This is a genomic window from Mesorhizobium sp. M2A.F.Ca.ET.043.02.1.1 (genome assembly GCF_003952405.1).
Lineage (GTDB): Bacteria > Pseudomonadota > Alphaproteobacteria > Rhizobiales > Rhizobiaceae > Mesorhizobium.
On record NZ_CP034445.1, the window covers coordinates 3,150,442 to 3,174,124 of the forward strand.

Here is a 23,683-nt window from a genome sequence, read left to right on the forward strand (position 1 = left end):
AGAGGGGGGCGCTGTCCCGCCAGCGTATCAGCCAACCGCAGCGGCACTCACGGCTTTATGAAGACGTCAGGCTATCTTTGCCAGAGAGCCGCCTTCAGTCAGTTCATCGTCATCGTGTCCATCGGCTGGAAAGTTGGCAGCGCCTGCGGAAGGATCAGCACCGCCGCGCCATAAAGAAGCAGGGCCACGCCCCACACCTTCGCAATCCGCTCTCCATACGGGAATGTTTTCTCCGCAAAGACCAGCAGCGTGACCACGGCCATTGCGGCGAGGTTCATGATTCCGAGCGGAAACAGAGCGAGAAACAACAACCAGCAGCAGCCCAGGCAAAAGAGCCCATGCCGCAGGCCCATGCGCACCGCGCCTAACCGCCCATCGCGCCATGAGGTCAGGATGAAACCGATCGGTGAGCGGCATTTGGCGAGGCACAGGTCTTTCAACTGCGAGAGCTGATAGGCGCCTGCCACCATCAGCAGCGCGCCGCCGATGCGCGCGTCCGTCGCCGCAGACAATCCCACATGTGCGGCCAGCATCTCCGCGCCCGCCGCGCCGGCAAATGCGAGAACGCCCGTCGCCGTCCAGACCAGCATGTAGCCGGCTACGAACACCCAGGTCGAGACAAAGGCCTGGCCACGGCCCCGCTTGCCGCTCTGGACCTGGTGAAAGGTCAGGATCATCGGCGCCGCCGCCGGAAACATCATGGCGATCATCATGATCAGCCAGACGGCAAGAAACAGCGCGGCCGTTATGCCCATGGTGGGAGAGTCCATGCGCATGTCGGCGTCCATGCCTGTCTGCTGCCAGGCAAGCAGCGCCCACCATGCCGCCGCGGCCGCGGCGATCAGCAACGCGAGTATGATGTTTCGCTGCAGGGTCAGCGGCATGAGCGGGCCGTTCTGCTGCCAGGCGCCAGAGCAATTCCAGGAAAGTGTGAGCGGTTTTCCGCCCGGAATTGCGTAAAAACAAAGGGATAGCGGATCGCCGTTTCCGTGAAACGGTGAAACGCTCTAGAGCTGGCCGGACCAGTTGATCGGCGCGTAATGCCCGTTGCGGCGGGAATTGTCCCAGCTCATGCCATGGTCGCTGAAGGTGCTGCCTGCGCCCCCCATCGCCAGACCGAGCCAGTCGGGATTGACGGGATGGCCGGTAGCCGCCCACATCTCGCCGTCCTCGCGCATGGTCGGCAACGGTTCGACGGCCAGCTCAGCCACCCCGGCAATCGCCGCCGACCGCTTCTTGCCGTCGATCTTGTAGTCGATCGGCACCTTCTTGGCTCCGAGGTTGGTGCTGATCATCGGCGCGAAGGCAGCCATCGGACCACCCGCGGCGCCGGTGAAGATCGCGCCCAGCGCTTCCGTCTGCTGGTCATCGGCCCGACCGTCGATATAGGCGGCGGCCGTCCAATTGCCTTCCGCCATCGGGCCTGGCGTGTGCGCAACCATCGCGACGTTGAGCCCGTCCAGTCGAACGTCGCCGTAATTGCCCTTGTCGATGTGAAAGACCAGACCGACGTCGCAGACGCCTTTGGTCGGCTTCGACGTCAGCTGCGCGTTGGTGGACATCAGACAAGGACATACGACATCGCAGCTGCAATTTTCGAAATAGCTTCCGGACAATTGCCAACTGACCGCCATTTGCACCTCCCGTTTGCGTCAGGCGCGTCGGGCATATCGCTTTGGCGAGCAGTGCCGTTTCACGGTGTCGGAACGGCAGAAAGCCCTCATCGCGACTGATCGGCACGCCAGGGCATTTAAGTTCAAGCTAATAGAGGGTACGCCGTTGCCGCCGACTGTCAAGCGGCGGCCTCCGGAGCCGATTCCGACACTTGGCCCTCGTCGCCGCCGGTGATTGGCGAAGGCCGTGGTGCCGCTTTGGCTAATCCCAACGGCCGTCAACAAAAAAAAGGCCGGCATATCGCCAGCCCTTTCATGTCTATCACCGATATATCAGGCGTATCCAGACTTAAGCCAAAACCTCAGCCACCCCCATATACCGTGGTGTTCCAGCCGCCTACCGTTCGTCCTTCAGCCGTCGGCACAACTCGTCGAGCTGCTCCAGCGAGCGGTAATCGACGCGCAGCGTGCCGCCCTTGCCCTTGTGCTCGATGCTCACGATCATGCCGATCGTGTCGGTCATCAGCTTCTCCAGCGCCAGCGTGTCGGGGTCCTTTTCGGGCGCGCTTGTCGCGGATTTCACCTTGGCCGGCGTCGGGCCGGCGGGCGTCTGCGCCAGCGCTTCGGCCTGGCGCACCGAAAGCCCCTCCTTGACGATGCGCTTGGCAAGCCCCGCCGGGTCCTCGGCGGTCACCAGCGTGCGGGCATGACCGGCCGACAGATCGCCGTCGACCAGCATCGAGTGGATGACGGGAGGCAGCTTCAGCAGACGCAGCGTGTTGGCGACATGGCTGCGGCTCTTGCCGATCACCTGGCCGAGATCGGCCTGGGTATAGCCATGCTCGTCGATGAGCTGCTGATAGCCTTGCGCCTCCTCGACCGGGTTGAGGTCGGCGCGCTGCACGTTCTCGATGATCGCCAGCTCCAGCGCCGTGCGGTCGTTGACGTCGCGCACGATGACCGGGATTTCGGCGAGCCCGGCGCGCTGCGCCGCCCGCCAGCGCCGCTCGCCGGCGATGATCTCGTAGCGGCCGGGCTGCGAGGGCGAGGGGCGCGCCACCACCGGCTGCACCACGCCATGCTCGCGGATCGACTGGGCAAGGTCGGTCAGCTCGGCGTCGCCGAAATGCCGGCGCGGGTTCTTCGGATTGGGGCTGACGAACTCGATCGGCACCTTGCCGTCCGCCGCCACCGTCGCGCTCGGCTTTTCCGGCGCCGCCGGACGGTCGATTTCGCCGATAAGCGCAGCGAGGCCACGGCCCAGTCTTTTTCTCGATTGGTCTTCGCTCATTATAATGTCCAGATCGTTTCGGAATCGAATCGGCTGATTAACCACGGCTGCCAGGCGGCCGCGGCTCAGGCGGCGCGCAGCTTGCGCTCACGGCGGATCACCTCGGAGGCGAGCTGCAGATAAGCCTGGCTGCCGGAGCATTTCAGGTCATAGAGGATCGCCGGCTTGCCATAGGACGGCGCTTCGGAGACCCGCACATTGCGCGGGATGATCGTCTCATAGACCTTGTCGCCCATATGGGTGCGTACATCCTGCACCACTTGGTTGGCTAGGTTGTTGCGCCCGTCATACATGGTGAGCACGATCCCCTGGATGGTCAGGTCCGGATTGATCGTGCCGCGCACCTGCTCGACCGTTTCCAGCAACTGGCTGAGACCCTCCAGCGCGAAGAACTCGCATTGCAGCGGCACGAGAACGGAATCGGCTGCCGCCATTGAATTCAAAGTCAAAAGATTGAGCGAGGGCGGACAATCGATCAGCACATAGCCGAACGGCGCCGAACGCTCTGCCGCGGCGCGCAGAGCATTGCGCAGCCTGAGCACACGGTCGGGCGCCGAGGCGATCTCCATCTCGATGCCGAGCAGGTCGAGCGTCGAGGGCACGATGGACAGGCCGGGCACCGCCGTCGGCACGGCGGCCGCTTCCAGATCGAGCTCGCCGGTCAGCACATCATAGGACGAGACGGTCCGGTCCTTGCGGTCGATGCCGAGCCCGGTGCTGGCATTGCCCTGCGGATCGAGATCGACGATCAGCACGCGCTCGCCGATCGCGGCCAGGGCCGTCGCCAGATTGATGGCCGTCGTCGTCTTGCCGACGCCACCCTTCTGGTTGGCGACAGTGATGATACGCGGTGCTGTGCTCATGGGCCTATGCCAGTAATTCATTGCTGTTTCGCCGGACGCAAGTCGCTGATTTCGAGGATGACGCCATGGGGATCGGTCATGCTCGAATGTTCTACCAGATCGAAGGTCCAGTGGTGAGTGCTTTCTTCCACTTCGGCCCGGTAATCCCGGCCTTTATGGAAAAGCGCGCGCGCCCCTTTGATCAGCCAGGGCGCAGCCAGATCGAGCAGGTCCGGGAGCGCCGCCAGCGCCCGAGCCGTGACAATTTCCGGTGTGGAAACAAGCGGATAGCTGTCGTCGATGCGCTTCGCCAGGACCCGCGCCGGCAAATCGAACTGTCCGACGACGGATTGCAGGAACGACGCCTTCTTGCGGTTGCTTTCGACAAGATCGATCGATGCGCCGGGACGTTCTTTGAGCAGGAAGCCGAGCACCAATCCGGGAAACCCACCGCCCGAGCCAAGATCGACCCAGCGCGTTGCGGCGGGCGCGATTCGCGCAAGCTGGGCACTGTCCAGAATATGCCGGCGCCAGATATCGTCCAGCGTCGATGGTGCCGCCAGATTAATGCTGCGGTTCCATTTCAGGAACAGCTGTTCGAAAGCCCGAAGCCGCTCGAATGTTTCACGTGAAACCGGACCTGCTGCTTTCTGCAGGTCCGCCCAGGCATCCGCGCTCACGCCACGGACCTTCGCGCGCCAAGCTCGGCATTGCGGACATGCGCGACGATGATGGCAAGCGCCGCCGGCGTCATGCCTTCCATGCGTTGCGCGTCGGCGATCGACCGCGGCTGGCGCGTCTTCATCTTCTGCTTTAACTCGTTCGACAGGCCTGGCACATCCGAGAAGTCGATCTCCTCCGGGATGAGCCTCGACTCTTCATGCCTGATCTGCGCCACGTCCGCCTGCTGGCGATCGAGGTAAACCGAATATTTCGCTTCCGTTTCAAGCCGCTCGGCTGTCTTGGCGTCAAGCGCGGCAAAACGCGGCTCGACACGAGTAAGCCAGGCCATGTCGACGCCCGGATGCGCCAGCAGTTCATAGGCCGAGCGGCGCACGCCGTCCTTGTTGATCTCCAGCCCGTGCCGCGCCGCCTCGTTCGGCGTCCAGGCTACCGACTTCGCTAAGATACGAGCCTCATCGAGCCTCTGGATCATCCCGCCGAAACGCCTCAGCCGCTCGGGCGACGCGATGCCCAGCTTCCCGGCCAGCGGCGTCAGCCGCTCGTCGGCGTTATCGGCGCGCAGCGAAAGCCGGAACTCGGCACGCGAGGTGAACATCCGATAGGGCTCTGCGATACCGCGGCTGGTGAGGTCATCGACCATCACGCCGATATAGGCTTCGGTCCGGCTGAGCACGAATTCGTCGCCGCCGGCCGCCTTGCGCGCCGCGTTGATGCCGGCGAGCAGGCCTTGCGCGCCGGCTTCTTCATAACCGGTCGTGCCGTTGATTTGCCCGGCGAGGTACAGGCCGCCCACTCGCTTCGTCTCCAGCGTCGTCTTCAGTTCGCGCGGGTCGACATGGTCGTATTCGATCGCATAGCCCGGCTGCAGCATCGTCGCCTTCTCCAGCCCGGGAATTGTCTTCAGGATCTCGAGCTGAACGTCCTCCGGCAGCGAGGTCGAGATGCCGTTCGGATAGACCGTGTCGTCATCGAGACCTTCCGGCTCCAGGAAAATCTGATGGCCCTCGCGGTCACCGAACTTGACGATCTTGTCCTCGATAGATGGGCAATAGCGCGGGCCGACGCCTTCGATCGAGCCGGAATACATGGCCGAGCGGCCGAGATTGGCGCGGATCAGTTCATGCGTTGCCGGCATGGTGCGGGTGATGCCGCAATGGATCTGCGGGTTGGCGATAGCGTCCGTCATCAACGAGAACGGCACCGGATCTTCGTCTGCGGCCTGGCTTTCCAGCGAGGCCCAGTCGATGGTGCGGCCGTCGAGGCGAGGGGGCGTTCCGGTCTTCAGGCGCCCGAGCTGGAAACCCGCGCGCGCCATCGTCGCCGACAGGCCGTGGCTCGCCTGCTCGTTCATGCGGCCGGCGACGATCTTCTTCTCGCCGATATGGATCAGGCCGCGCAGAAAGGTGCCGGTGGTCAGCACCAAGGCGCCGCAAGCCAACCGGCGGTCATCGGAAATCTGAACGGCAGCGATTCGACCGTCCATGATTTCGAAGTCGAGAGCCTCGCCTTCGATCACGTCGAGATTGTTCTGCTGCCGAATCGCTTCCTGCATGGCCAGCCGATAGAGCTTGCGGTCGGCCTGGGTGCGCGGGCCGCGCACGGCCGGCCCCTTGCGGCGATTGAGCAGGCGGAACTGGATGCCGGCGGCGTCGGCGATGCGGCCCATCAACCCATCCATGGCGTCGATCTCGCGAAGGAGATGGCCCTTGCCGAGACCGCCGATCGCGGGATTGCAGGACATGACGCCGATCGTATCGAAGCGAAGCGTCACCAGCGCGGTCCTGGCGCCGGCGCGCGCGGCAGCACTCGCTGCCTCGCAGCCGGCATGGCCGCCGCCCACCACCACAACATCATAGTGATCGGTCATTTTTCCAAAAATCCGCTTTCAGAGATGGACAGACACATGTCCCTGCCACCTCGAGCTGTCAAGGATGAAGACCGGAGCCGTTTCACGTGAAACATTAATCCGGCCCAATTGCGTATTGTTTCACGTGAGTCACTGCCGGACAGAGGCCGCTCCATGTTTCACGTGAATCATTTACCAATGCAGAACTGCGAAAAGATGACGTCGAGCAGATCCTCTACATCGACGGCACCGACGATCCGCCCGAGGCGCTCCGCCGCCAACCGCAATTCCTCGGCGCGCAACTCTTGGCTTTGCCCTGACAGCGCCGCCCTCAGGAAATCCATCGCCTCTTGCAGCAGCTCGACATGGCGCATTCTGGAGGGCAGGACGTCACCGGCCTCGCCAACCGCGGCGGCGGCGCGGCTTCCGATCTCGTCGAGAAGGCACGCCAGTCCGCTGCCGTCCCTAGAAGAAATCATCAGGTCGTAGGCGCCACCGCCCGCATCGGCGATGTCCGACTTCGTGCCGATCCGCAGCAGCGGAGCCCCAGCGGGGACTCCTCCGACAGGTACCGGATTGGCCATATCCTCTAACAGCAGGACGAGATCGGCCACGTCAGCCTTGGCCCGCGCCCTTTCGATGCCGATCGATTCCACCTTACCCGCGGCGTCGCGCAGCCCGGCGGTATCGACAAGCCGTACCTTCAGCCCGTTGAGGTCCATGACGACCTCGAGCAGATCGCGGGTGGTGCCCGGTTCGTCGGTGACGATCGCCGCCTCGCGCCGCGCAAAGGCGTTGAACAGACTGGACTTGCCGGCATTCGGCGCGCCGAGGATCACGACCTCAAAACCGTCACGGATGATCTCCGCTGCCTTGAACCCCTCGACGTGCCGTTCGATCTCGCCAATCATCGCTGTCACGTCTGACCAGACCGCCTCCGAAACGGAACCCGGCACGTCCTCCTCGTCGGCGAAGTCGATCTCCGCCTCGATCATCGCCCGCGCATGGATCAGTCGGCGGCGCCAGCCTGAATAGAGCTCGCTCTGCGCGCCTTCGGCGTTGCGCAAGGCAAAGCGACGCTGCGCCTCGGTCTCGGCATTGACCAGATCGGCCAAGGCCTCCGTCTCGACCAGATCCAGCCTGCCGTTGAGAAAGGCGCGCCTAGTGAACTCCCCGGGCTCGGCATGTCTGACGCCTTCGAAGCCGGTGATCCTTTCCAGCATCTTGGCGGCGACCGCGCGGCTGCCATGCACCTGGAACTCGGCGACATCCTCGCCGGTGAAGCTGCCGGGGCCCGGAAAGAACAGCACGAGCCCGTGGTCGATCGTCGAGCCATCCGCCGCCCTGATCGTCCGTAAATTGGTAAACCGATCCTGAACCGGCCCGGCGATCGTTTCGACCACGAATCGAGTTTTCGGCCCGGAAATACGGATAACGGCGATGCCTGCGGGGAGGCGGCCGCTGGAGAGCGCGACGATCGAATCCTTCGAAGCCATTGGCGAAACCATTTGCCGGACCTGCCGAACCGCCTACATTAAGAGGTAGAGCGTGTCGGCCGCTTCACCTTTCGGCATCACGCTCTGACCTCTGCCTCAAACCACGCCGAGCCGCTCATCGTGACCTTGCCCACGCGAAACCTGCTTGCCGAAGAAGCCAGCCCCTATCTGCGGCAGCACAGCGACAATCCCGTCCATTGGCGCGGCTGGTCGCGGGCCGCCCTTGCCGAAGCCAAGGAACTGGGCCGGCCGATCCTGCTCTCCATCGGCTACGCCGCCTGCCACTGGTGCCATGTCATGGCCCATGAAAGCTTCGAGAACGACGCCGTCGCGGCCGTCATGAACCGGCTCTACGTGAATATCAAGGTCGATCGCGAGGAGCGGCCGGACATCGACCAGATCTACATGGCTGCGCTCCATGCCATGGGCGAGCAGGGCGGCTGGCCGCTGACCATGTTCCTGACGCCCGACGGCAAGCCGTTCTGGGGCGGCACCTATTTTCCGCGCGAGGCGCGTTACGGACGACCGGGCTTCATCCAGGTGCTGGAAGCAGTCGACAAGGCCTGGCGGGAAAAGCAGCAGAGCCTCGCGGAAAGCGCCGACGGGCTGGCCGTCCATGTCGAATCCCGGCTTGCCGGAACAAAGGGCAAGGCGGTGCTCGACCGCGATACGCTCAGCGATCTCTCCGGCCGCATCGACGGCATGATCGACCGCGATCTCGGCGGCTTGAAGGGCGCGCCAAAATTCCCGAATGCGCCCTTCATGCATACGCTTTGGCTGTCCTGGCTGCGCGACGGCCAGGTGGACCACCGCGATGCCGTGCTCACCAGTCTCGAAAAGATGCTTGCCGGCGGCATCTACGATCATGTCGGCGGCGGCCTCAGCCGCTATTCCACCGACGCCGAATGGCTGGTGCCGCATTTCGAAAAAATGCTCTATGACAATGCCCAGCTCATCCGCCTGTGCAACTGGGCCTATGCTGCCACCGGCAAAGGCTTGTTCCGGCTGCGAATCGAAGAGACCGTCGCCTGGCTGCTGCGCGAGATGCGTGTCGAAGGCGGCGCCTTCGCCGCCAGCCTCGACGCCGACAGCGACGGCGAGGAGGGGCTCTTCTACACGTGGAGCCGCGACGAGATCGAGGCCGCGCTGGGCGACGACGCCCCGACTTTCTTTCAGTATTTCGAGCTGGCCGCACCGCATGGCTGGGAAGGCAAGCCGATCGTCCGCCAAAGCGAAATGCAGCAAAGCAAAGGCATTGCCGACTACGCCAATCTTGCGCCTTTGAAAGCGAAGCTGCTGGCTTTCCGCGAACAGCGGGTCAGGCCGGGCCGTGACGGCAAGGTGCTCACCGACTGGAACGGTCTGATGATCGCAGCACTCGCCGAAGCCGGCCGCTCCCTTGGCAGGCGCGACTGGATCGATGCCGCGGCAAAAACCTTCACCCATATTGTCGAGGCCAGCCTGGACGGCCGTCTGCCGCATTCCATGCTCGGCGCGAAGACGCTTTTTCCCGCACTGTCCAGCGATTACGCCGCCATGACCAATGCCGCGATTGCGTTGTTCGAGGCAACCGGCGACCCGGCCTATTCCGATCACGCCAGGCTGTTCATCGGCGAGCTCGATCGCTGGCACCTGGATGCGGAAAAGACCGGCTACTGGCTGACGGCGTCGGATAGCGGCGACGTGCCGATCCGCATCCGCGGCGATGTCGACGAAGCAATTCCCTCGGCCACCAGCCAGATCGTCGAGGCGTTGGTTCGGTTGTCTTCGCTCACCGGCGACCTCGAACTCGGGGAGAAGGCCTGGGCGGCCGCCGAGCACGCCATGGGCCGCGCATCCCAGCAGGCCTACGGCCAGGCCGGCATCGTCAATGCCTGTGCCCTGGCGCTCGAACCGCTGAAGCTTGTCATCATAGATGATCCAGGATCTTCAAGCCTCGTTCCGGTCGCGAATCGGAATCCCGACCCGCGCCGGGTCGACATCGTCGTGCCGATCGGCACGGAAACGAATCGACCCTTGCTGCCGGGCGGCGTGCTGCCGCCGACGGACAAGCCAAGCGCCTGGTTCTGCAGCGGCCAGCTGTGCCTGCCGGCGGTGACCGATGCACAGGAGTTGGAGAAGTTGCTGAGGCGATAGCGCCTTTTCCTTCTCCCCTTGTGGGAGAAGGTGTCGCCGAAGGCGACGGATGAGGGGTGCTCCAGATGCCACCAGCGTCTCACTCCGCTGGAACACCCCTCATCCGTCTCGGCGCTGCGCGCCGATCCACCTTCTCCCACAAGGAGGGCTTTGCACGGAACTGAGTTGGTGATTCCGTATGTCCGGCATGAAGGGGAGATGATTCGGATGGTCGATCGCGTGCTTGGACAACTGAGCCTTGCGGATGGGCTGGTGTGGTCGGATGTGACGGAGCTTGACCAGATCTCGCGAGTGATCGACTGGGTGCCGATCAAGGCGCTTCTTGGTCAGCGCAGCGGACCAGGACGGGGCAACATTAGCTATCCGGCTGAGGCCTTGCTGCGCTGTCTGCTGCTTGGCGTGTGGAACAATCTCAGCGATCCTTCGCTGGAGGCACAACTGCGCGACCGGCTGTCGTTCCGCCGCTTTGCCGGTTTCAGCCTGTCGGACCCCACGCCGGACCATTCGACGTTGTGGCGTTTCCGCGAGGAGCTGAAGTGCGATGGGCTGATCGACCGGGTGTTTTATGAGATCACGCGGCAGCTTGAGCAGAAGGGGCTGATCGTCAAGCGCGGCACGTTGATTGATGCCTCCTTCATGCAGGCCGCCGCGCGCCCGCCGGCGAAGCCGGAGGCGACGGCGCGGCCATCGGTTGATGGCGAGCACGTTGGGGACGCAAGGGCAACAAGACCGTGTTCGGCTATAAGGTGCACAACGGCGTCGACGATGCTCATACGCTGATCCGGCGCATGGACTTCACGGATGCATCGGTCACCGATACCGAGCCGGCCGACGGCCTGATCATCGGGGACGAGAAGGCGGCCTATGGCGACCAAGCCTACTACACCCATGCCCGCCATGCCCGGCTGAAGCAGGCCGGCATCAAGGACCGGCTGATGCACAGAGCCAACAAGCACCATCCGCTGACGCCGCGTCAGAAGCAGCGCAACCGGCTGATCTCGAAGGTGCGGGCGGCAGTGGAGCGGCCGTTTGCAGTGTTCAAGCAGCGCTACGGCATGCGGCGACTGCGCTTCTTCAACCTTGCGACCAACCGGACGCAGTGCATGCTTGCCGGCTGCGGCTACAATCTGCAAAGAGCGGCCGCAGTCCTCTTCCCAAAGAGGAAGCCGGCATGAGGCGCAGTCCGCCCAAAATCCACTGCCATGGCGGCCTGAGGCCCCAAGAGCGAGGCAAAATAACCCGCCAAAGCGGCCAGAGCGCCTTTCAAAAAACGCCCATCCGCCTCGTGCGCTAAATATCGACTCCCATGCAAAACCCTCACAAGGGGAGAAGGGGGACCGCACTCCCCATCACGTATTCATCGAATCGAAGAAGTCCGCGTTGGTCTTGGTCTGCTTGAGCTTGTCGATGAGGAACTCGATCGCGTCGGTCGTGCCCATCGGCGCCAGGATGCGGCGCAGCACGAAGATCTTCTGCAGGTCCGATCGCGGCACCAGCAGGTCTTCCTTGCGGGTACCAGACTTGAGGATGTCGATCGCCGGATAGATGCGCTTGTCGGCCACCTTGCGGTCGAGCTGGATTTCGCAGTTGCCGGTGCCCTTGAACTCTTCGAAGATGACTTCGTCCATGCGGCTGCCGGTGTCGATCAGCGCGGTGGCGATAATGGTCAGCGAACCGCCTTCTTCGATATTGCGGGCCGCACCAAAGAAACGCTTCGGGCGTTGCAGCGCGTTGGCGTCGACACCGCCGGTCAGCACCTTGCCGGATGACGGCACGACCGTGTTGTAGGCGCGGCCGAGGCGGGTGATCGAATCGAGCAGGATGACGACGTCGCGACCATGCTCAACCAGGCGCTTGGCCTTCTCGATCACCATTTCGGCGACCTGCACGTGACGCGCGGCTGGCTCGTCGAAGGTGGACGAGATGACCTCGCCCTTCACCGAGCGTTGCATGTCGGTCACTTCCTCGGGACGCTCGTCGATCAGAAGCACGATCAGGTAGCATTCCGGATGATTGGCGGTGATCGAATGCGCGATGTTCTGCAACAGCACCGTCTTGCCGGTGCGCGGCTGCGCGTTGATCAGCGCGCGCTGGCCCTTGCCGATCGGCGCCACCAGGTCAATCACGCGCGGCGAGATGTCCTTGGTGGGGGGAGTGTCGACCTCCATCTTCAGCCGCGAGGTCGGGTAGAGCGGCGTCAGATTGTCGAAGTGGATCTTGTGTCGGATTTTTTCCGGATCGTCGAAATTGATGGTGTTGACCTTGAGCAGCGCGAAATAGCGCTCGCCCTCTTTCGGGCTGCGGATCGGTCCTTCGACCGTGTCGCCGGTCTTGAGCGAGAAGCGCCGGATTTGCGACGGCGAGATATAGATGTCGTCGGGGCCGGGCAGGTAGTTTGCGTTGGCCGAGCGCAGGAAGCCGAAGCCGTCCTGCAGCACCTCCACCACGCCATCACCGATGATCTCGATGTCCTGCGCGGCGAGCTTCTTCAGGATCGCGAACATCAGCTCCTGCTTGCGCATGACGCTGGCGTTCTCCACCTCGAGCGTTTCGGCGTAAGCGATCAGCTCCGGCGGCTTCTTGTTCTTGAACTCTGCGAGTTTCATTTCTTGCATTAGATAGACTCTGGGTAGGCTTTTGGGAGAAAATCGGCTGAATACGACAAATGCCGGGCGCGGCCGAAAGCGAGTAAAGGGGGCGGCGCATGACGGGAAGGAAGACCCGTCTTTTATCGTCGGTCGCCCGAAAGAGCAAGCCGCCTTTTGCTGGGCTTCTTCTGGTTTTGGGGGGAGCCTAGAACGGCTTCACGACGACCAGCATGACGATGACGATCATCAGCAATGTGGGGATCTCGTTGACGATCCGCCAGTGCCTGGCCGGCTTTTCGTTCTTATCCTCGGCGAATTTCCTGACCGCGCCGGCGAGATAGCCATGCAGACCCGACAGGACGAGCACCAGCGCGATCTTGGTGTGCAGCCAGCCGCCCTGGAAGCCGAAGCCTTTCCAGGCCAGCCAAAGGCCGAACACCCAGGTCACGATCATCGCCGGATTGATGATCCCCCTGAGCAGCCGGCGCTCCATCACCTTGAAGGTCTCGGACTGCACCGAGCCTTTCTCGGCATCGACATGATAGACGAACAGCCGCGGCAGATAGAGCATGCCCGCCATCCAGGCGATCACCGCGATCACATGGATGGCCTTCGCCCAGAGATAGAAGCCGTCGCCAGCCACCAAATAGAGAAGGGCCGTCGCCGCCACGAGAACGACAATGCCGATCACCATGCGCTTCATCGCCTGGCCGGTGGTGTTCTCGTTGCTCACATTGCTCATCGGTGGCTCCTCACCATTTTCACCATCGCTTCGACATGCGCCACCGGCGTTTCCGGCGTGATGCCATGGCCGAGATTGAAGATCAGCGGCCCGCCGCCCAGCGTCTTCAGGATGGCATCGACGCCATCGGCCAGCGCCTTGCCGCCGGCGACCAGCCGCAGCGGATCGAGATTGCCCTGCACCGCGCCTTCGCGCTGCAGCTCCTTCGCCATGGACAAAGGCACGGTCCAGTCGAGGCCGAGACCGGCAATGCCGGTCTTCTTCCTGTAGTCGCGATAGCGTTCGCCGGCGCCCTTCGGAAAACCGATCACCGGCACGTCGGGATGAACCGCCTTCACCTGCCGCACGATCTCAGCCACCGGCTCGACACAGAAAGCCTCGAAGGAGGGCTCGTCCAGCACACCCGACCAGGAATCGAAAATCTGCACCGCATCGGCGCCGGCTTCGATCTGGCGGATGAGATAGGCAGCCGAATGATCGGCCAGCGTCTTCAAGAGCCTCGCGAAGGCCTCGGGCTCGCGATAGGCGAACAGCCGCGCCGGTCCCTGGTCGGGCGTGCCGTGCCCGGCGATCATATAGGTCGCCACCGTCCATGGCGCGCCGCAGAAGCCGAGCAGCGTCGTCTCGTCGGGCAATTTCGCGCGCAGCCGGCGCACGGTCTCGTAGACCGGCTCGAGATTCACGTGAAACATCTCGCCGCTCAACGCCGCAATCTCGGCCGCCGAGATCGGCTTCAGGACCGGCCCGCGGCCTTCCTCGAAACGGACATCCCGCCCCAGCGCATTGGGCACAACGAGAATGTCGGAGAACAGGATCGAGGCGTCGAAGCCGAAGCGTTCGATCGGCTGCAGCGTCACCTCGACGGCGAGGTCCGGATCATAGCAGAGATCGAGGAAGGATCCGGCCCGTCTCCTGGTCTCGCGATACTCCGGAAGATAGCGGCCTGCCTGGCGCATCATCCAGAGCGGCGGCGGTGAAACCGTCTCGCCCTTGAGGACGTCGAGCACGATCCGTTTCCCAGCCATCCAGCGCCCGCCTCTCTCTACAGCGCCGCGCGTCCTAAGACGCGCAAAGGACGCTGTAGCACTTTCATCTAGCGCATGATCCTTTCCGAACCTCCGGTTCGGGGTCATGCGCGGTCTCTTAAATCAAATATCTATTTTAAAAGAGTCTTCTGATTCTAAGAGTCTGTTGGTTGTGATGATTGCGACCTGTCCAGCCTGCGGCTCGAAAAGGCCAGTCAGCATATTGTCGCGTACTTGTTTTCGCAAACTGGAGGGATCTGGGGACAAGGCCGATTCAAGCTTTCGAGTCAAAAGCTTGGCCGGTCCGATCCGATGTCCTGGTTGTGGATGAAATCGGCCCGGAAAAGTTGATCCCCAGTTTTGTCCCCAGCGCCGCGACAAAGCCTACAGCTGGTCGAATTGTGGACAAGCGGCCATCTGATACAGTCGCTTCCCTACCCAAGGCCCGCCCATCCAGCCTTGTCCACAATTGCCCACAGCCTGGACCCACCCGTTGTGAACAAACCTCAGAGCTTCTTCCACCTGCATCTGATCTCCGACGCCACCGGCGAGACGCTGCTGGCCGCCGGCCGGGCGGCGTCAGCGCAATACAAGGACGCGCGCGCCATCGAACATATCTATCCGCTGATCCGAACCGAGAAGCAGGTCGCCAAGGTCTTCGACGACATCGAGGAGGAGCCCGGCATCATCCTCTACACCGTGGTCGATCAGAAGCTCGCGCGCTCGATCGACGAGCGCTGCGCGGCCATGGGCCTGCCTTGCGTCTCGGTGCTGGAGCCGGTGCTCGCCGTCTTCCAATCCTATCTCGGCACGCCCGCCGGTCGCCGCGTCGGCGCCCAGCACGTGCTCGACGCCGAATATTTCCGCCGCATCGACGCGTTGAACTTCACCATGGAGCATGATGACGGCCAGCTGCCGGCCAATATGGACGATGCCGATATCGTGCTGATCGGCATCTCGCGCACCTCGAAGACGCCGACCTCGATCTATCTCGCCAATCGCGGTATCAAGACAGCCAACATCCCGATCGTGCTCGGCGTGCCGCTGCCCGAGAGCCTGATCGCCGCCAAGACGCCGCTGATCGTTGGGCTGATCGCGACGGCCGAGCGTATCTCGCATGTGAGGCAGAACCGCATCCTCGGCAACAGCGCCGCCTTCGTGCCGACCGACTATGTCGATCGCGCCGCGATCAACGAAGAGCTCGCCTATGCGCGCCAGCTCTGCACCAGGCATGGCTGGCCGATGATCGACGTCAGCCGCCGCTCCATCGAGGAAACGGCGGCGGCAATCGTTGCCCTGCGGGGCAAGACGCGGTAACGAAGGTTGGCCGAGACGCCGGCTGCTTCGTCATCCTAGGGCGGAGCAAGGAGCGCAGCGACGCGGCGTAGACCCTAGGATCCATGCCATGACGTCGAAGTATTGCAACGGTGTAGAATTCTGCTCCGCTGCGCCCCTCGGCTGAGGTTACGGCATGGATCCTAGGGTCCTCGCAACGGAGCTTCGCTCCTGCTTCGCCCTAGGATGACGAAGTTCGTAGGGCCTTGGCCATTCTCCAAAGTTTGTGCTGGACCGCCGGACAAACGATGGGTCAACAGCGTCAGGGAACTAGTGCATGTCCGAAAAGATCATCCTCGCCTCCGGCAGCCCGTTCCGAAAGACCATGCTCGTCAATGCCGGCCTCGACATCGAGGCGGTGCCGGCAAATGTCGACGAGCGCGCCCTCGAGGCTCCGCTGAAAGACAGCGGCGTCTCGCCGGAAGACGTCGCCTCGATCCTGGCCGAGGCCAAGGCGACTGAGGTCAGTGAGCGGAGGCCCGGCTCCCTGGTGCTCGGCTGTGACCAGACGCTGTCGCTGGGCGACGAGGTCTTTCACAAGCCGGCCGACATGGAAGGCGCGCGCCGCCACCTGCTCGCGCTCTCGGGCAAGACGCATCAGCTGAACAGCGCGGCCGTGCTTTGCCGCGACGGCGAAGTGCTGTGGCGTCATGTCGGCATTGCCAACCTCACCATGCGCAAGCTCGACCCCGCCTTCATCGGCCGGCATCTGGCGCGCGTCGGCGCCAAGGCCCTGGGGAGCGTCGGCGCCTATCAGGTGGAGGGCGAAGGCATCCAGCTGTTCGAGAAGATCGAGGGTGATTATTTCACCATCGTCGGCCTGCCGTTGCTGCCGGTCCTGAAGGAGCTGCGCGCGCTGGGAGCCATCGATGGCTGAGAAAAAGGCCTTCGTTACCGGACATCCGATCGCCCATTCGCGCTCGCCGAAGATCCACGGCTATTGGCTCAATAAATACGGCATCGACGGCAGCTACCAGGCGATCGACGTCGCGCCGGCGGATTTCACCGATTTCCTCAAATCTCTCGGCGAGAACGGCTACCGCGGCGGCAACGTCACCATTCCCCACAAGGAAGCCGCCTTCGCCGGCGTTGCCCGCCGCGACCATGCGGCTGATGAAATCGGCGCCGTCAACACGCTGTGGTTCGAGGACGGCGTTCTCTGGGGTGGCAATACGGACGGCTACGGCTTTGCCGCCAACCTCGATGACCATGCGCCTGGATGGGCGGACAATGGGCCGGCCGTGGTGCTGGGCGCCGGCGGCGCCTCCCGCGCCGTCATCCACGCGCTGAAAGAGCGTGGCATCAAGGACATCCGCATCGTCAATCGGACGCTGGCGAGAGCCGAGGAACTCAGCCGCCATTTTGGCCCTGGCGTCTCGGCGCATGGCGCAGTCGGCGAGCTGCTTGCCGATGCCTGCCTGCTGATCAACACCACGGCGCTCGGCATGCATGGCAACGAAACCCTCGTCGCCGATCCAGCCGGCTTGCCGGATCACGCCATCGTCACCGACATCGTCTATGTGCCGTTGGAAACGCCTTTGCTTGCCGCCGCCAGGGCGCGGCGGTTGAAGACGATCGACGGGCTCGGCATGCTGCTGCATCAGGCGGTGCCCGGCTTCGAACGCTGGTTCGGCAGGAAGCCGGAAGTCACGTCCGAGCTGCGGAGCATGATCGTTGCCGACATCGAGGGCCACTGATGATCGTGCTCGGCCTCACCGGATCGATCGGCATGGGCAAGTCAGCGACGGCGAAAATGTTCGCCGAGGCCGGCGTGCCAGTGCATGATTCGGACGAGACGGTGCATCGCCTCTATGCCGGCAAGGCAGCGCCTTTGGTCGAGGCGGCCTTCCCGGGCACGACCGAGGCAGGCGTGGTCGACCGCGTGAAGCTGGCGAGCCAAGTGCTCGGCGATCCCGCCACGCTGAAGAAGCTCGAGTCGATCATTCATCCGCTGGTGCGCGCCGATGCCGATGCGTTTCTGGCGAGGCATCGCGCCGTCGGCGCGCCGCTCGCCGTGCTCGACATCCCGCTTCTGTTCGAGACCGGCGGCCGCAACCGCGTCGACAAGGTCGTGGTCGTCACCGCTTCGCCCGAGATCCAGCGCGAGCGCGTGCTCGCCAGGCCTGGCATGAGCGAGGAGAAGTTTTTGTCGATCCTCGCCAAGCAGGTGCCCGACGCCGAAAAGCGCCGCCAGGCCGATTTCATCATCGACACCGGAAATGGCTTCGAGGCGGCGCGGAGGGCGGTTGAGGCCGTCATCGGCGAATTGACGGGGGATAAGTCCGGCCGGGATGGTTCCTGACGTCCGCTGACGGCAGTCCCCATTGCCATTTTGTTCTGGTTTGTGATTCTGCTCCTTGGAGCGGATTGATTCGCATGCGTGAGATCATCTTCGATACGGAAACCACCGGCCTCGATTTGCGCGAAGACCGCATCATCGAGCTCGGCGGCGTCGAGCTGGTCAACCGTTTCCCGACCGGCCGCACCTTCCACAAATTCATCAACCCGCAGGGCCGCGCCATCCATGCCGAGGCGCAAGCCGTGCATGGCATCAGCGCCGCTGACCTGGTCGGCAAGCCGACCTTCGCCGAAATCGTCGATGAGTGGCTGGCCTTCACCGACGGCGCCAAACTGATCGCCCACAACGCCACCTTCGACCTCGGCTTCCTCAACCTCGAATACAGCCGGCTCGACCATCCGGCCATCGATCCCGGCCGCATCATCGACACCCTCGCTTTGGCGCGCCGCAAGCATCCGATGGGCCCGAACTCGCTCGATGCGCTCTGCCGCCGCTACGGCATCGACAACACCCGCCGCACCAAGCACGGCGCGCTGCTCGACTCCGAGCTGCTGGCCGAAGTCTATATCGAGCTCATCGGCGGCAAGCAGGCGGCGCTGGTGCTGGAGGCCGTGTCGGTGCAGATGAACGGCGCCGGCGAGGTGGCCGATATCGACATCTCCGTCGGCGCGCGGCCCATCGCCCTGCCGCCGCGTCTGAGCGAAGCGGACCGCGCGGCGCATGCCGGGCTGGTCTCGACGCTCGGCGAAAAGGCGCTGTGGCTTAAGGTGGCGGTGGGGTGAGCGGGCGCTTGTGGCGCTGATCCGCGCGATTGGCCGAATCCCTCCGCGACGTCGTCATACTCGGGCTTGACCCGAGTATCCATGCCGTGACCTCCGCCGCAGGGTGCAACGGTGCAGAATTCTATAACCGTTGCAACGCGTTAGCGTCACGGCATGGATTCTAGGGTCTGCGCGCGTCGCTTCGCTCCTTGCTCCGCCCTAGAATGACGACCGTCCGGAGGTTTTCGCCAATCTCCGGCATCTCCAACAAAAAAAGCCCGGCACGAAGCCGGGCTCAGCCCGCCTCAGCTCACCTGGACCTTGCTAGCGGCCTGGTCCTCGGCGATGCGCTGCTGGAACATCTGGGCGAAATCGATCGGGTCGAGCATCAGCGGCGGGAAGCCGCCATTGCGGGTGGCATCCGAGATGATCTGGCGGGCGAAGGGGAACAGGAGCCGCGGGCATTCGATGAACAGGATCGGCAGCATGTGCTCCTGCGGGAAGCCCGAGATGGCGAAGACGCCGCCATAGACCAGCTCGACATTGAACAGCACTTCCTGGTCGAAGGAGGCCTTGGCGTTCAAGGTCAGGTTGACGTCGAACTGCTTGTCCGAAAGCGGATTGGCATTGACGTTGACATTGATGGCGATGCCGGGAGCCTTGTCGCGGCCGCGCAGCGAGTTCGGCGCACCGGGACTTTCGAAGGAAAGATCCTTCACATACTGGGCAAGCACATTGAGCGAGGGCTGGTTCTGGGTGCCGTTGCCGTTGGCGGCGCCGGTCGCGGCGTCATCGTTGCTGGCCATGAGCCTTTAAGTCCTTCTGCCTGGGCAGCATTGCTGACCGGATTGAAATCGCGGGTTCGCTACCATGGCCCGCCGGACAAAACAAGTTTTGCCGCTTTATCGGGCAAAGGCCCTGGGACTAATCGTTTTTCAGCCGCCGCCAGGGCGAATTGTGATCCGGACGGTTCGGATAGTCGTCGCGCGAATAGTCGCTGTCGTCGAGGTCGATGACGGTCTCGCGCCGGCGCGCCGAAAAGCCGCTCGAGAAGCTGGTCGCCATGACGATGCGGCTCTTGAACAGGCGCCAGGCGAAGTCGCGCACCGGCGGCAGCAGCAGGAGAATGGCGAAGATATCGGTGATGAAGCCAGGGATGATCAAAAGGATCGCCGCCAGCACGATCATCGCGCCATGCGCGAGCTGCCGGCTTGGATCATGGCCGGCATCCATCTCGGCCCGCACCCGCGTCATGACGCCGAAACCCTGGTGCCTGAGCAGCAGGCTGCCGGCGACGCTGGACAGGATAACCAGCCCGACCGTCGCCAAGGCGCCGATCTCGCGGCCGACGACCACGAAGCCGGCGATCTCCAGCAGCGGCAGCAGGAGCAGGAACAGCGGGATGAAGGAAATGCGCAAAGTCTCGACCGATCGCTTTCTTCTTTTGGGCGCTCGCGGACAATCGCCGCTGGCCTTGGCGCCTTTAGATAGGTATGGCTGCCTTTGATTTGAATGATTGCGCCTGCCGTTCTATATGCTTTGAGTGTTGAACGCTATGCGACCGCGGTCCCCGAGGGGGGTCACGCCGGTCGGGCAAGAACAGGGTTCGAGTTGGCGGAAAATATGGGTTTCTTCGACTTCGGCACGATTTTCTTTCTGATTGCGGCGGTTGTGATCTTTTTCCAGCTGCGCAACGTGCTCGGACGTCGCACCGGCAACGAGCGCCCGCCCTTCGATCCCTATTCGGCGAGCCGCACGCGCGAGGCCGATGCGGCGCAGAAGCCGGAAAATGTCGTGTCGCTGCCACGCAAGCGCGCACCGGGCGAATCCTCAGCCGAGACCTATGCCGCGATCGACGCCTTCGCCAAGCCGGACACCGATCTCAACAAAGGCCTGCGCACGATCAAGGACAACGATCCGTCCTTCGAACCCAAAACCTTCGTCGACGGCGCCAAAATGGCCTATGAGATGATCGTCATGGCCTATGCCGACGGCGACCGTAAGACGCTGAAGAATCTCCTGTCGCGCGAAGTCTATGACGGGTTCGTCGCCGCCATCGGCGAGCGTGAGGCGAAGTCAGAGAAGATCCAGTCCTCCTTCGTCGGCATCGACAAAGCCGACATCGTCGCCGCGGAGATGAAGGGCTCCGAAGCGCATATCACGCTGCGCGTCGTTTCCGAGCTGATCTCGGCGACCCGCGACAAGGCCGGCGCCGTCATCGACGGCGATCCGGAAACGGTGGCCGAGGTCAAGGATGTCTGGACCTTCGCCCGCGACACACGCTCGCGCGACCCGAACTGGAAGCTCGTCGCCACCGAAGAAGAAGATTGAGATCAAGCGGCGGGGCTCGGTCGTGCCGCTCTCTCCCATACTCAGCGAAAAATCTTTTGATGACCTGCCCGGCTGGGGCGAGGACGACCATGCTGCGGCCTTCGCGGCCTTTCGCCGCTCGGCCCTTCATGCGCCCGTTAAACCCTATCGCACCGGCTCGCTCGGCGTCGATTTCAATGCCTTTGCCGAGGCCTATGCTGAGGCCCGCGCCGTTTCGGCGCCGAATCGGTCCGAGGCGCGGTCCTTCTTCGAGCGGCATTTCGTGCCGATGCTGGTGAGCGCCGAAAACGGCTCGCGGCTAGTCACCGGCTTCTACGAGCCGGAGGTCGAGGCCTCGCCGGTCAGGACGGAGCGGTTCGCCGTGCCGCTGCTGTCCCGCCCCGCCGATCTGATCGACATCGACGACGGCAACCGGCCGGCCGGCATGGATCCTTATCTGGCCTTCGCCCGTCGGACGGATAATGCTCCGGTCGAATATTTCGACCGCGGCGAAATCGAGCGCGGTGCGCTCTTAGGCCAAAATCTCGAGATTGCCTGGCTCGCCGAAAAGGTCGATGCCTTCTTCATCCATGTGCAGGGCGCAGCTAGGCTGAAGATGACCGACGGCAGGCTCGCCCGCGTCACCTATGCCGCGAAATCAGGACAGCGCTTCATTGGCCCGGGCAAGATTCTGAGCGAGCTCGGCGAGATCCCGCTGGAAAAGGTGACGATGCAGTCGATCCGCGCCTGGTTCAAGGCGCATCCTAGCCGCGTCGACGAGATCCTCTGGCAGAACCGCTCCTACATCTTCTTCCGCGAGGCTGCAGTCGACGATGCCGCGCTTGGGCCGATCGCCGCCGCCAAGGTGCCGCTGACGCCGGGGCGCTCGGTCGCGGTCGATCGCCTGCTGCACACATTCGGCACGCCCTTCTATATCGACGCGCCGACGCTCACCGCCTTCGATGAAAAACCGTTCCGGCGGCTGATGATCGCGCAGGACACCGGCTCGGCCATCACCGGGCCGGCGCGCGGCGACCTCTTCGCCGGCTCGGGCGACGCCGCCGGCGAGATCGCCGGCGTGGTCCGCAATGCGGCCGATTTCTATGCGTTGGTTCCGCGTGGGCTTCTGAATGGAGCGACCCGGTGAGCCGCCGCGACGACCATCTCAGCGACGACGACCGCATCCTGTGGAACCTGGTGGCGCGTTCGGCCCGGCCGTTGAAACGCAAGGCCGCGGTCGAGATTCCCGAAATTATCGAGCCCAAGCCGACGCCGGCCGCCGCTTCCGTCAACGGTGTCCCGGCCGTCGCCGCGAAACCGAAGACGCCGCATGTCTCGCATTCGCTCGACGATCAGACGCTGCACAAGCTGAAAAAAGGCCGGCTGCCGATCGAAGGCCGCGTCGACCTGCACGGCATGACGCAGGACGAGGCCTATTCGCTGCTGCTCGCCTTCCTGCATCGGGCGCATGCCGGCGGCATCCGCTATGTTCTGATCATCACCGGCAAGGGTTCGTCCTCGGGCGGCGACGGCATCCTGCGCCGCGCCGTACCGGCCTGGCTGTCGACCCCGGCCTTCCGCCATCTCGTCTCCAGCCACGATCACGCCGCCCGCAACCATGGCGGCTCGGGCGCGCTCTATGTGCGGCTGCGGCGGACGCGCCCATGAGGGCCCGGCGATGAGCGGCTCGGCAATGAGGGCCCGGCGATGAGCAGGTCGACATGACTCCGTTCGGCGAGAAGCTCAGGGCGCTGCGCGCCGAGCGCGGCGTCAGCCAGAAAGCTATGGCCGAGGCGATCGGCGTCAGCGCCGCCTATCTGTCGGCGCTCGAGCACGGCCGCCGCGGCGCGCCGACCTGGACGCTGATCCAGAAGATCATCGGCTATTTCAACATCATCTGGGACGATGCCGAGGACCTCGCCCGCCTTGCCGAGAGCTCGCACCCGAGGGTCAGGATCGACACGTCCGGCCTGTCGCCGGCGGCCACTGAACTGGCCAATCTTTTGGCCGAAAGCATCGAGAGGCTGGATGAGGCGGAATTGCGCCGCCTCAGCACGTCGATCCGCGCCGCGCTCGCACGACGTAGCTAACAAGCGTCAACGGGCGAGGTCGGCGCTGCCCCTCATCTGGCTGCCGCCATCTTCTCCCCGCGAACGGGGAGAAGGGCACTGTGCCGCTGCTTTCGCCAATCACCAGCGTCGGAAATTGGCGCTAAGAAATTGGCGCTAAGGTTGCTGCCAGCCTCTTTCTCCCCGTTTTACGGGGAGAAATGCCCGTCAGGGCAATGAGGGGCGGCGCCAACCTGCCATATCCGGATACTCACGATGAAACCGCGTTGGACGAGCGCGATCCGCTTTTCGCTTCGCGCATCTGTAAATGAAATCAGAACTTGCCGGCGCCGGCGCCATTGGAGCTGCCCCGACCGCCCTTGCCTTCATGGCCTTGATGATCGCGGCCGCCATTGCCGCCGCCCAGGCAGTTCGCGGAACCGACGCTGCAGCAGCGGCCGCTCCACAGATCGTTGAGGTTGGTCGCGGCGCAGCTTTTGTAGGTCTTGTCCGCCAGGGCCGATCCGGTCAGGGCCGAAATCGCGACGGCGGCAAGAAGGGTGTTGCGCAGGAAAGAAGTCATTTGAGTTCTCCATGGTTGGATTTGCCATTCACGGCTGTGTGTCGCCGGCCGAACGGGAATGGTTCATGGAGTTGTGCGATTTTT

At 63.6% G+C, this 23,683-nt stretch carries 25 protein-coding genes; 12 read left to right on the forward strand and 13 right to left on the reverse strand.

The window, feature by feature from the left end; genetic code table 11:
• Positions 1-98: 98 nt before the first annotated feature.
• The 7 genes from EJ068_RS14935 to mnmE form a co-directional block, all read right to left on the reverse strand.
• Entirely contained in the window at positions 99-884 is a 786-nt protein-coding gene (locus EJ068_RS14935) for a DUF2182 domain-containing protein (RefSeq protein ID WP_127252948.1), read from the reverse strand.
• Positions 885-1,007: 123 nt separating this feature from the next.
• Positions 1,008-1,634, reverse strand: coding sequence for a DUF1326 domain-containing protein (locus EJ068_RS14940; protein WP_127252949.1), 627 nt, complete (start codon positions 1,632-1,634; stop codon positions 1,008-1,010).
• 376 nt (positions 1,635-2,010) lie between these two features.
• Positions 2,011-2,904 carry a ParB/RepB/Spo0J family partition protein gene (locus EJ068_RS14945; protein WP_127252950.1) on the reverse strand — a complete coding sequence of 298 codons (894 nt, stop codon included), beginning with the start codon at positions 2,902-2,904 and terminating at the stop codon, positions 2,011-2,013.
• Positions 2,905-2,969: 65 nt separating this feature from the next.
• Entirely contained in the window at positions 2,970-3,767 is a 798-nt protein-coding gene (locus EJ068_RS14950) for a ParA family protein (protein WP_042645323.1), read from the reverse strand.
• Positions 3,768-3,784: 17 nt separating this feature from the next.
• Positions 3,785-4,426 (reverse strand): 16S rRNA (guanine(527)-N(7))-methyltransferase RsmG, encoded by a 642-nt coding sequence (gene rsmG, locus EJ068_RS14955; protein ID WP_127252951.1) that lies wholly within the window; start codon positions 4,424-4,426, stop codon positions 3,785-3,787.
• Positions 4,423-6,297 carry a tRNA uridine-5-carboxymethylaminomethyl(34) synthesis enzyme MnmG gene (gene mnmG, locus EJ068_RS14960; protein WP_127252952.1) on the reverse strand — a complete coding sequence of 625 codons (1,875 nt, stop codon included), beginning with the start codon at positions 6,295-6,297 and terminating at the stop codon, positions 4,423-4,425. Before mnmG ends, rsmG begins: the two co-directional genes overlap by 4 nt.
• Positions 6,298-6,464: 167 nt before the next feature.
• Positions 6,465-7,772 (reverse strand): tRNA uridine-5-carboxymethylaminomethyl(34) synthesis GTPase MnmE, encoded by a 1,308-nt coding sequence (gene mnmE, locus EJ068_RS14965; protein ID WP_127252953.1) that lies wholly within the window; start codon positions 7,770-7,772, stop codon positions 6,465-6,467.
• 120 nt (positions 7,773-7,892) lie between these two features.
• Between mnmE and EJ068_RS14970 the strand changes: the two genes are divergently transcribed.
• The 3 genes from EJ068_RS14970 to EJ068_RS14980 all read left to right on the forward strand — a co-directional run bounded on the left by EJ068_RS14970 (position 7,893) and on the right by EJ068_RS14980 (position 11,083).
• On the forward strand, positions 7,893-9,908 hold the full coding sequence (locus tag EJ068_RS14970) for a thioredoxin domain-containing protein (protein ID WP_129554608.1): 2,016 nt from the start codon (positions 7,893-7,895) through the stop codon (positions 9,906-9,908).
• A gap of 207 nt (positions 9,909-10,115) precedes the next feature.
• Entirely contained in the window at positions 10,116-10,688 is a 573-nt protein-coding gene (locus EJ068_RS14975) for a transposase (protein ID WP_189512649.1), read from the forward strand.
• Positions 10,640-11,083 carry a transposase gene (locus EJ068_RS14980; RefSeq protein WP_129554610.1) on the forward strand — a complete coding sequence of 148 codons (444 nt, stop codon included), beginning with the start codon at positions 10,640-10,642 and terminating at the stop codon, positions 11,081-11,083. The genes EJ068_RS14975 and EJ068_RS14980 overlap by 49 nt, the downstream gene beginning before the upstream one ends.
• Before the next feature lie 174 nt (positions 11,084-11,257).
• On the opposite strand, the gene rho is transcribed toward EJ068_RS14980, so the two are convergent.
• The 3 genes from rho to hemE all read right to left on the reverse strand — a co-directional run bounded on the left by rho (position 11,258) and on the right by hemE (position 14,263).
• The gene (rho, locus tag EJ068_RS14985) at positions 11,258-12,523 is read right to left on the reverse strand and encodes a transcription termination factor Rho (protein ID WP_126080354.1); all 1,266 of its coding nucleotides are present in this window, start codon (positions 12,521-12,523) and stop codon (positions 11,258-11,260) included.
• Positions 12,524-12,701: 178 nt separating this feature from the next.
• Positions 12,702-13,238 carry a protoporphyrinogen oxidase HemJ gene (hemJ, locus tag EJ068_RS14990; protein WP_127252808.1) on the reverse strand — a complete coding sequence of 179 codons (537 nt, stop codon included), beginning with the start codon at positions 13,236-13,238 and terminating at the stop codon, positions 12,702-12,704.
• Entirely contained in the window at positions 13,235-14,263 is a 1,029-nt protein-coding gene (hemE, locus tag EJ068_RS14995) for a uroporphyrinogen decarboxylase (RefSeq protein WP_127252809.1), read from the reverse strand. The genes hemJ and hemE overlap by 4 nt, the downstream gene beginning before the upstream one ends.
• A gap of 495 nt (positions 14,264-14,758) precedes the next feature.
• Between hemE and EJ068_RS15000 the strand changes: the two genes are divergently transcribed.
• From EJ068_RS15000 to dnaQ, 5 genes are all read left to right on the forward strand, one after another.
• A complete protein-coding gene (locus EJ068_RS15000) occupies positions 14,759-15,580 on the forward strand; it encodes a pyruvate, water dikinase regulatory protein (RefSeq protein WP_127252810.1) in 822 nt (273 codons plus the stop codon).
• Positions 15,581-15,875: 295 nt separating this feature from the next.
• Positions 15,876-16,475 (forward strand): Maf-like protein, encoded by a 600-nt coding sequence (locus EJ068_RS15005; RefSeq protein ID WP_126080350.1) that lies wholly within the window; start codon positions 15,876-15,878, stop codon positions 16,473-16,475.
• Complete coding sequence (locus EJ068_RS15010; RefSeq protein ID WP_127252811.1) at positions 16,468-17,295, forward strand: shikimate dehydrogenase; 828 nt, start codon at positions 16,468-16,470, stop codon at positions 17,293-17,295. The genes EJ068_RS15005 and EJ068_RS15010 overlap by 8 nt, the downstream gene beginning before the upstream one ends.
• Positions 17,295-17,900: a dephospho-CoA kinase gene (gene coaE / locus EJ068_RS15015; RefSeq protein WP_127252812.1), complete on the forward strand. Its 606-nt coding sequence runs from the start codon at positions 17,295-17,297 to the stop codon at positions 17,898-17,900. The genes EJ068_RS15010 and coaE overlap by 1 nt, the downstream gene beginning before the upstream one ends.
• Before the next feature lie 74 nt (positions 17,901-17,974).
• Positions 17,975-18,679, forward strand: coding sequence for a DNA polymerase III subunit epsilon (gene dnaQ / locus EJ068_RS15020; RefSeq protein WP_128298214.1), 705 nt, complete (start codon positions 17,975-17,977; stop codon positions 18,677-18,679).
• 284 nt (positions 18,680-18,963) lie between these two features.
• On the opposite strand, the gene secB is transcribed toward dnaQ, so the two are convergent.
• Both secB and EJ068_RS15030 read right to left on the reverse strand, forming a co-directional pair.
• Positions 18,964-19,464, reverse strand: a complete 501-nt coding sequence (secB, locus tag EJ068_RS15025) for a protein-export chaperone SecB (protein WP_042645309.1) — start codon at positions 19,462-19,464, stop codon at positions 18,964-18,966.
• Positions 19,465-19,582: 118 nt separating this feature from the next.
• The gene (locus EJ068_RS15030; RefSeq protein WP_127252814.1) at positions 19,583-20,077 is read right to left on the reverse strand and encodes an FxsA family protein; all 495 of its coding nucleotides are present in this window, start codon (positions 20,075-20,077) and stop codon (positions 19,583-19,585) included.
• A gap of 204 nt (positions 20,078-20,281) precedes the next feature.
• Here EJ068_RS15030 and EJ068_RS15035 point away from each other — a divergent pair, with 204 nt between their 5' ends.
• From EJ068_RS15035 to EJ068_RS15050, 4 genes are read left to right on the forward strand one after another with little or no spacing between them, the layout of a single operon-like run.
• Entirely contained in the window at positions 20,282-20,989 is a 708-nt protein-coding gene (locus EJ068_RS15035; RefSeq protein WP_126080345.1) for a Tim44/TimA family putative adaptor protein, read from the forward strand.
• A gap of 22 nt (positions 20,990-21,011) precedes the next feature.
• Positions 21,012-22,115 (forward strand): murein transglycosylase A, encoded by a 1,104-nt coding sequence (locus tag EJ068_RS15040; RefSeq protein WP_127252815.1) that lies wholly within the window; start codon positions 21,012-21,014, stop codon positions 22,113-22,115.
• Positions 22,112-22,636 (forward strand): Smr/MutS family protein, encoded by a 525-nt coding sequence (locus tag EJ068_RS15045; protein WP_127252816.1) that lies wholly within the window; start codon positions 22,112-22,114, stop codon positions 22,634-22,636. The genes EJ068_RS15040 and EJ068_RS15045 overlap by 4 nt, the downstream gene beginning before the upstream one ends.
• A 53-nt stretch (positions 22,637-22,689) precedes the next feature.
• Entirely contained in the window at positions 22,690-23,058 is a 369-nt protein-coding gene (locus EJ068_RS15050) for a helix-turn-helix transcriptional regulator (RefSeq protein ID WP_127252817.1), read from the forward strand.
• A gap of 292 nt (positions 23,059-23,350) precedes the next feature.
• Here the strand turns inward: EJ068_RS15050 and EJ068_RS15055 are convergent, their stop codons facing one another.
• Positions 23,351-23,599, reverse strand: a complete 249-nt coding sequence (locus EJ068_RS15055; RefSeq protein WP_127252818.1) for a hypothetical protein — start codon at positions 23,597-23,599, stop codon at positions 23,351-23,353.
• Between the last annotated feature and the right edge of the window lie 84 nt (positions 23,600-23,683).

What these genes read in the sequence shown, in the direction of transcription:
- hemE (WP_127252809.1), bottom strand. Translation starts at nt 14,263, where the DNA reads ATGGCTGGGAAACGGATCGTGCTCGACGTCCTCAAGGGCGAGACGGTT.
- EJ068_RS14945 (WP_127252950.1), bottom strand. Translation starts at nt 2,904, where the DNA reads ATGAGCGAAGACCAATCGAGAAAAAGACTGGGCCGTGGCCTCGCTGCG.
- secB (WP_042645309.1), bottom strand. Translation starts at nt 19,464, where the DNA reads ATGGCCAGCAACGATGACGCCGCGACCGGCGCCGCCAACGGCAACGGC.
- EJ068_RS15035 (WP_126080345.1), top strand. Translation starts at nt 20,282, where the DNA reads ATGGGTTTCTTCGACTTCGGCACGATTTTCTTTCTGATTGCGGCGGTT.
- EJ068_RS15005 (WP_126080350.1), top strand. Translation starts at nt 15,876, where the DNA reads ATGTCCGAAAAGATCATCCTCGCCTCCGGCAGCCCGTTCCGAAAGACC.
- mnmG (WP_127252952.1), bottom strand. Translation starts at nt 6,297, where the DNA reads ATGACCGATCACTATGATGTTGTGGTGGTGGGCGGCGGCCATGCCGGC.
- coaE (WP_127252812.1), top strand. Translation starts at nt 17,295, where the DNA reads ATGATCGTGCTCGGCCTCACCGGATCGATCGGCATGGGCAAGTCAGCG.
- EJ068_RS14975 (WP_189512649.1), top strand. Translation starts at nt 10,116, where the DNA reads ATGGTCGATCGCGTGCTTGGACAACTGAGCCTTGCGGATGGGCTGGTG.
- EJ068_RS15055 (WP_127252818.1), bottom strand. Translation starts at nt 23,599, where the DNA reads ATGACTTCTTTCCTGCGCAACACCCTTCTTGCCGCCGTCGCGATTTCG.
- rho (WP_126080354.1), bottom strand. Translation starts at nt 12,523, where the DNA reads ATGCAAGAAATGAAACTCGCAGAGTTCAAGAACAAGAAGCCGCCGGAG.
- EJ068_RS14940 (WP_127252949.1), bottom strand. Translation starts at nt 1,634, where the DNA reads ATGGCGGTCAGTTGGCAATTGTCCGGAAGCTATTTCGAAAATTGCAGC.
- EJ068_RS15050 (WP_127252817.1), top strand. Translation starts at nt 22,690, where the DNA reads ATGACTCCGTTCGGCGAGAAGCTCAGGGCGCTGCGCGCCGAGCGCGGC.
- hemJ (WP_127252808.1), bottom strand. Translation starts at nt 13,238, where the DNA reads ATGAGCAATGTGAGCAACGAGAACACCACCGGCCAGGCGATGAAGCGC.
- dnaQ (WP_128298214.1), top strand. Translation starts at nt 17,975, where the DNA reads ATGCGTGAGATCATCTTCGATACGGAAACCACCGGCCTCGATTTGCGC.
- mnmE (WP_127252953.1), bottom strand. Translation starts at nt 7,772, where the DNA reads ATGGCTTCGAAGGATTCGATCGTCGCGCTCTCCAGCGGCCGCCTCCCC.
- EJ068_RS15010 (WP_127252811.1), top strand. Translation starts at nt 16,468, where the DNA reads ATGGCTGAGAAAAAGGCCTTCGTTACCGGACATCCGATCGCCCATTCG.
- EJ068_RS14935 (WP_127252948.1), bottom strand. Translation starts at nt 884, where the DNA reads ATGCCGCTGACCCTGCAGCGAAACATCATACTCGCGTTGCTGATCGCC.
- EJ068_RS14950 (WP_042645323.1), bottom strand. Translation starts at nt 3,767, where the DNA reads ATGAGCACAGCACCGCGTATCATCACTGTCGCCAACCAGAAGGGTGGC.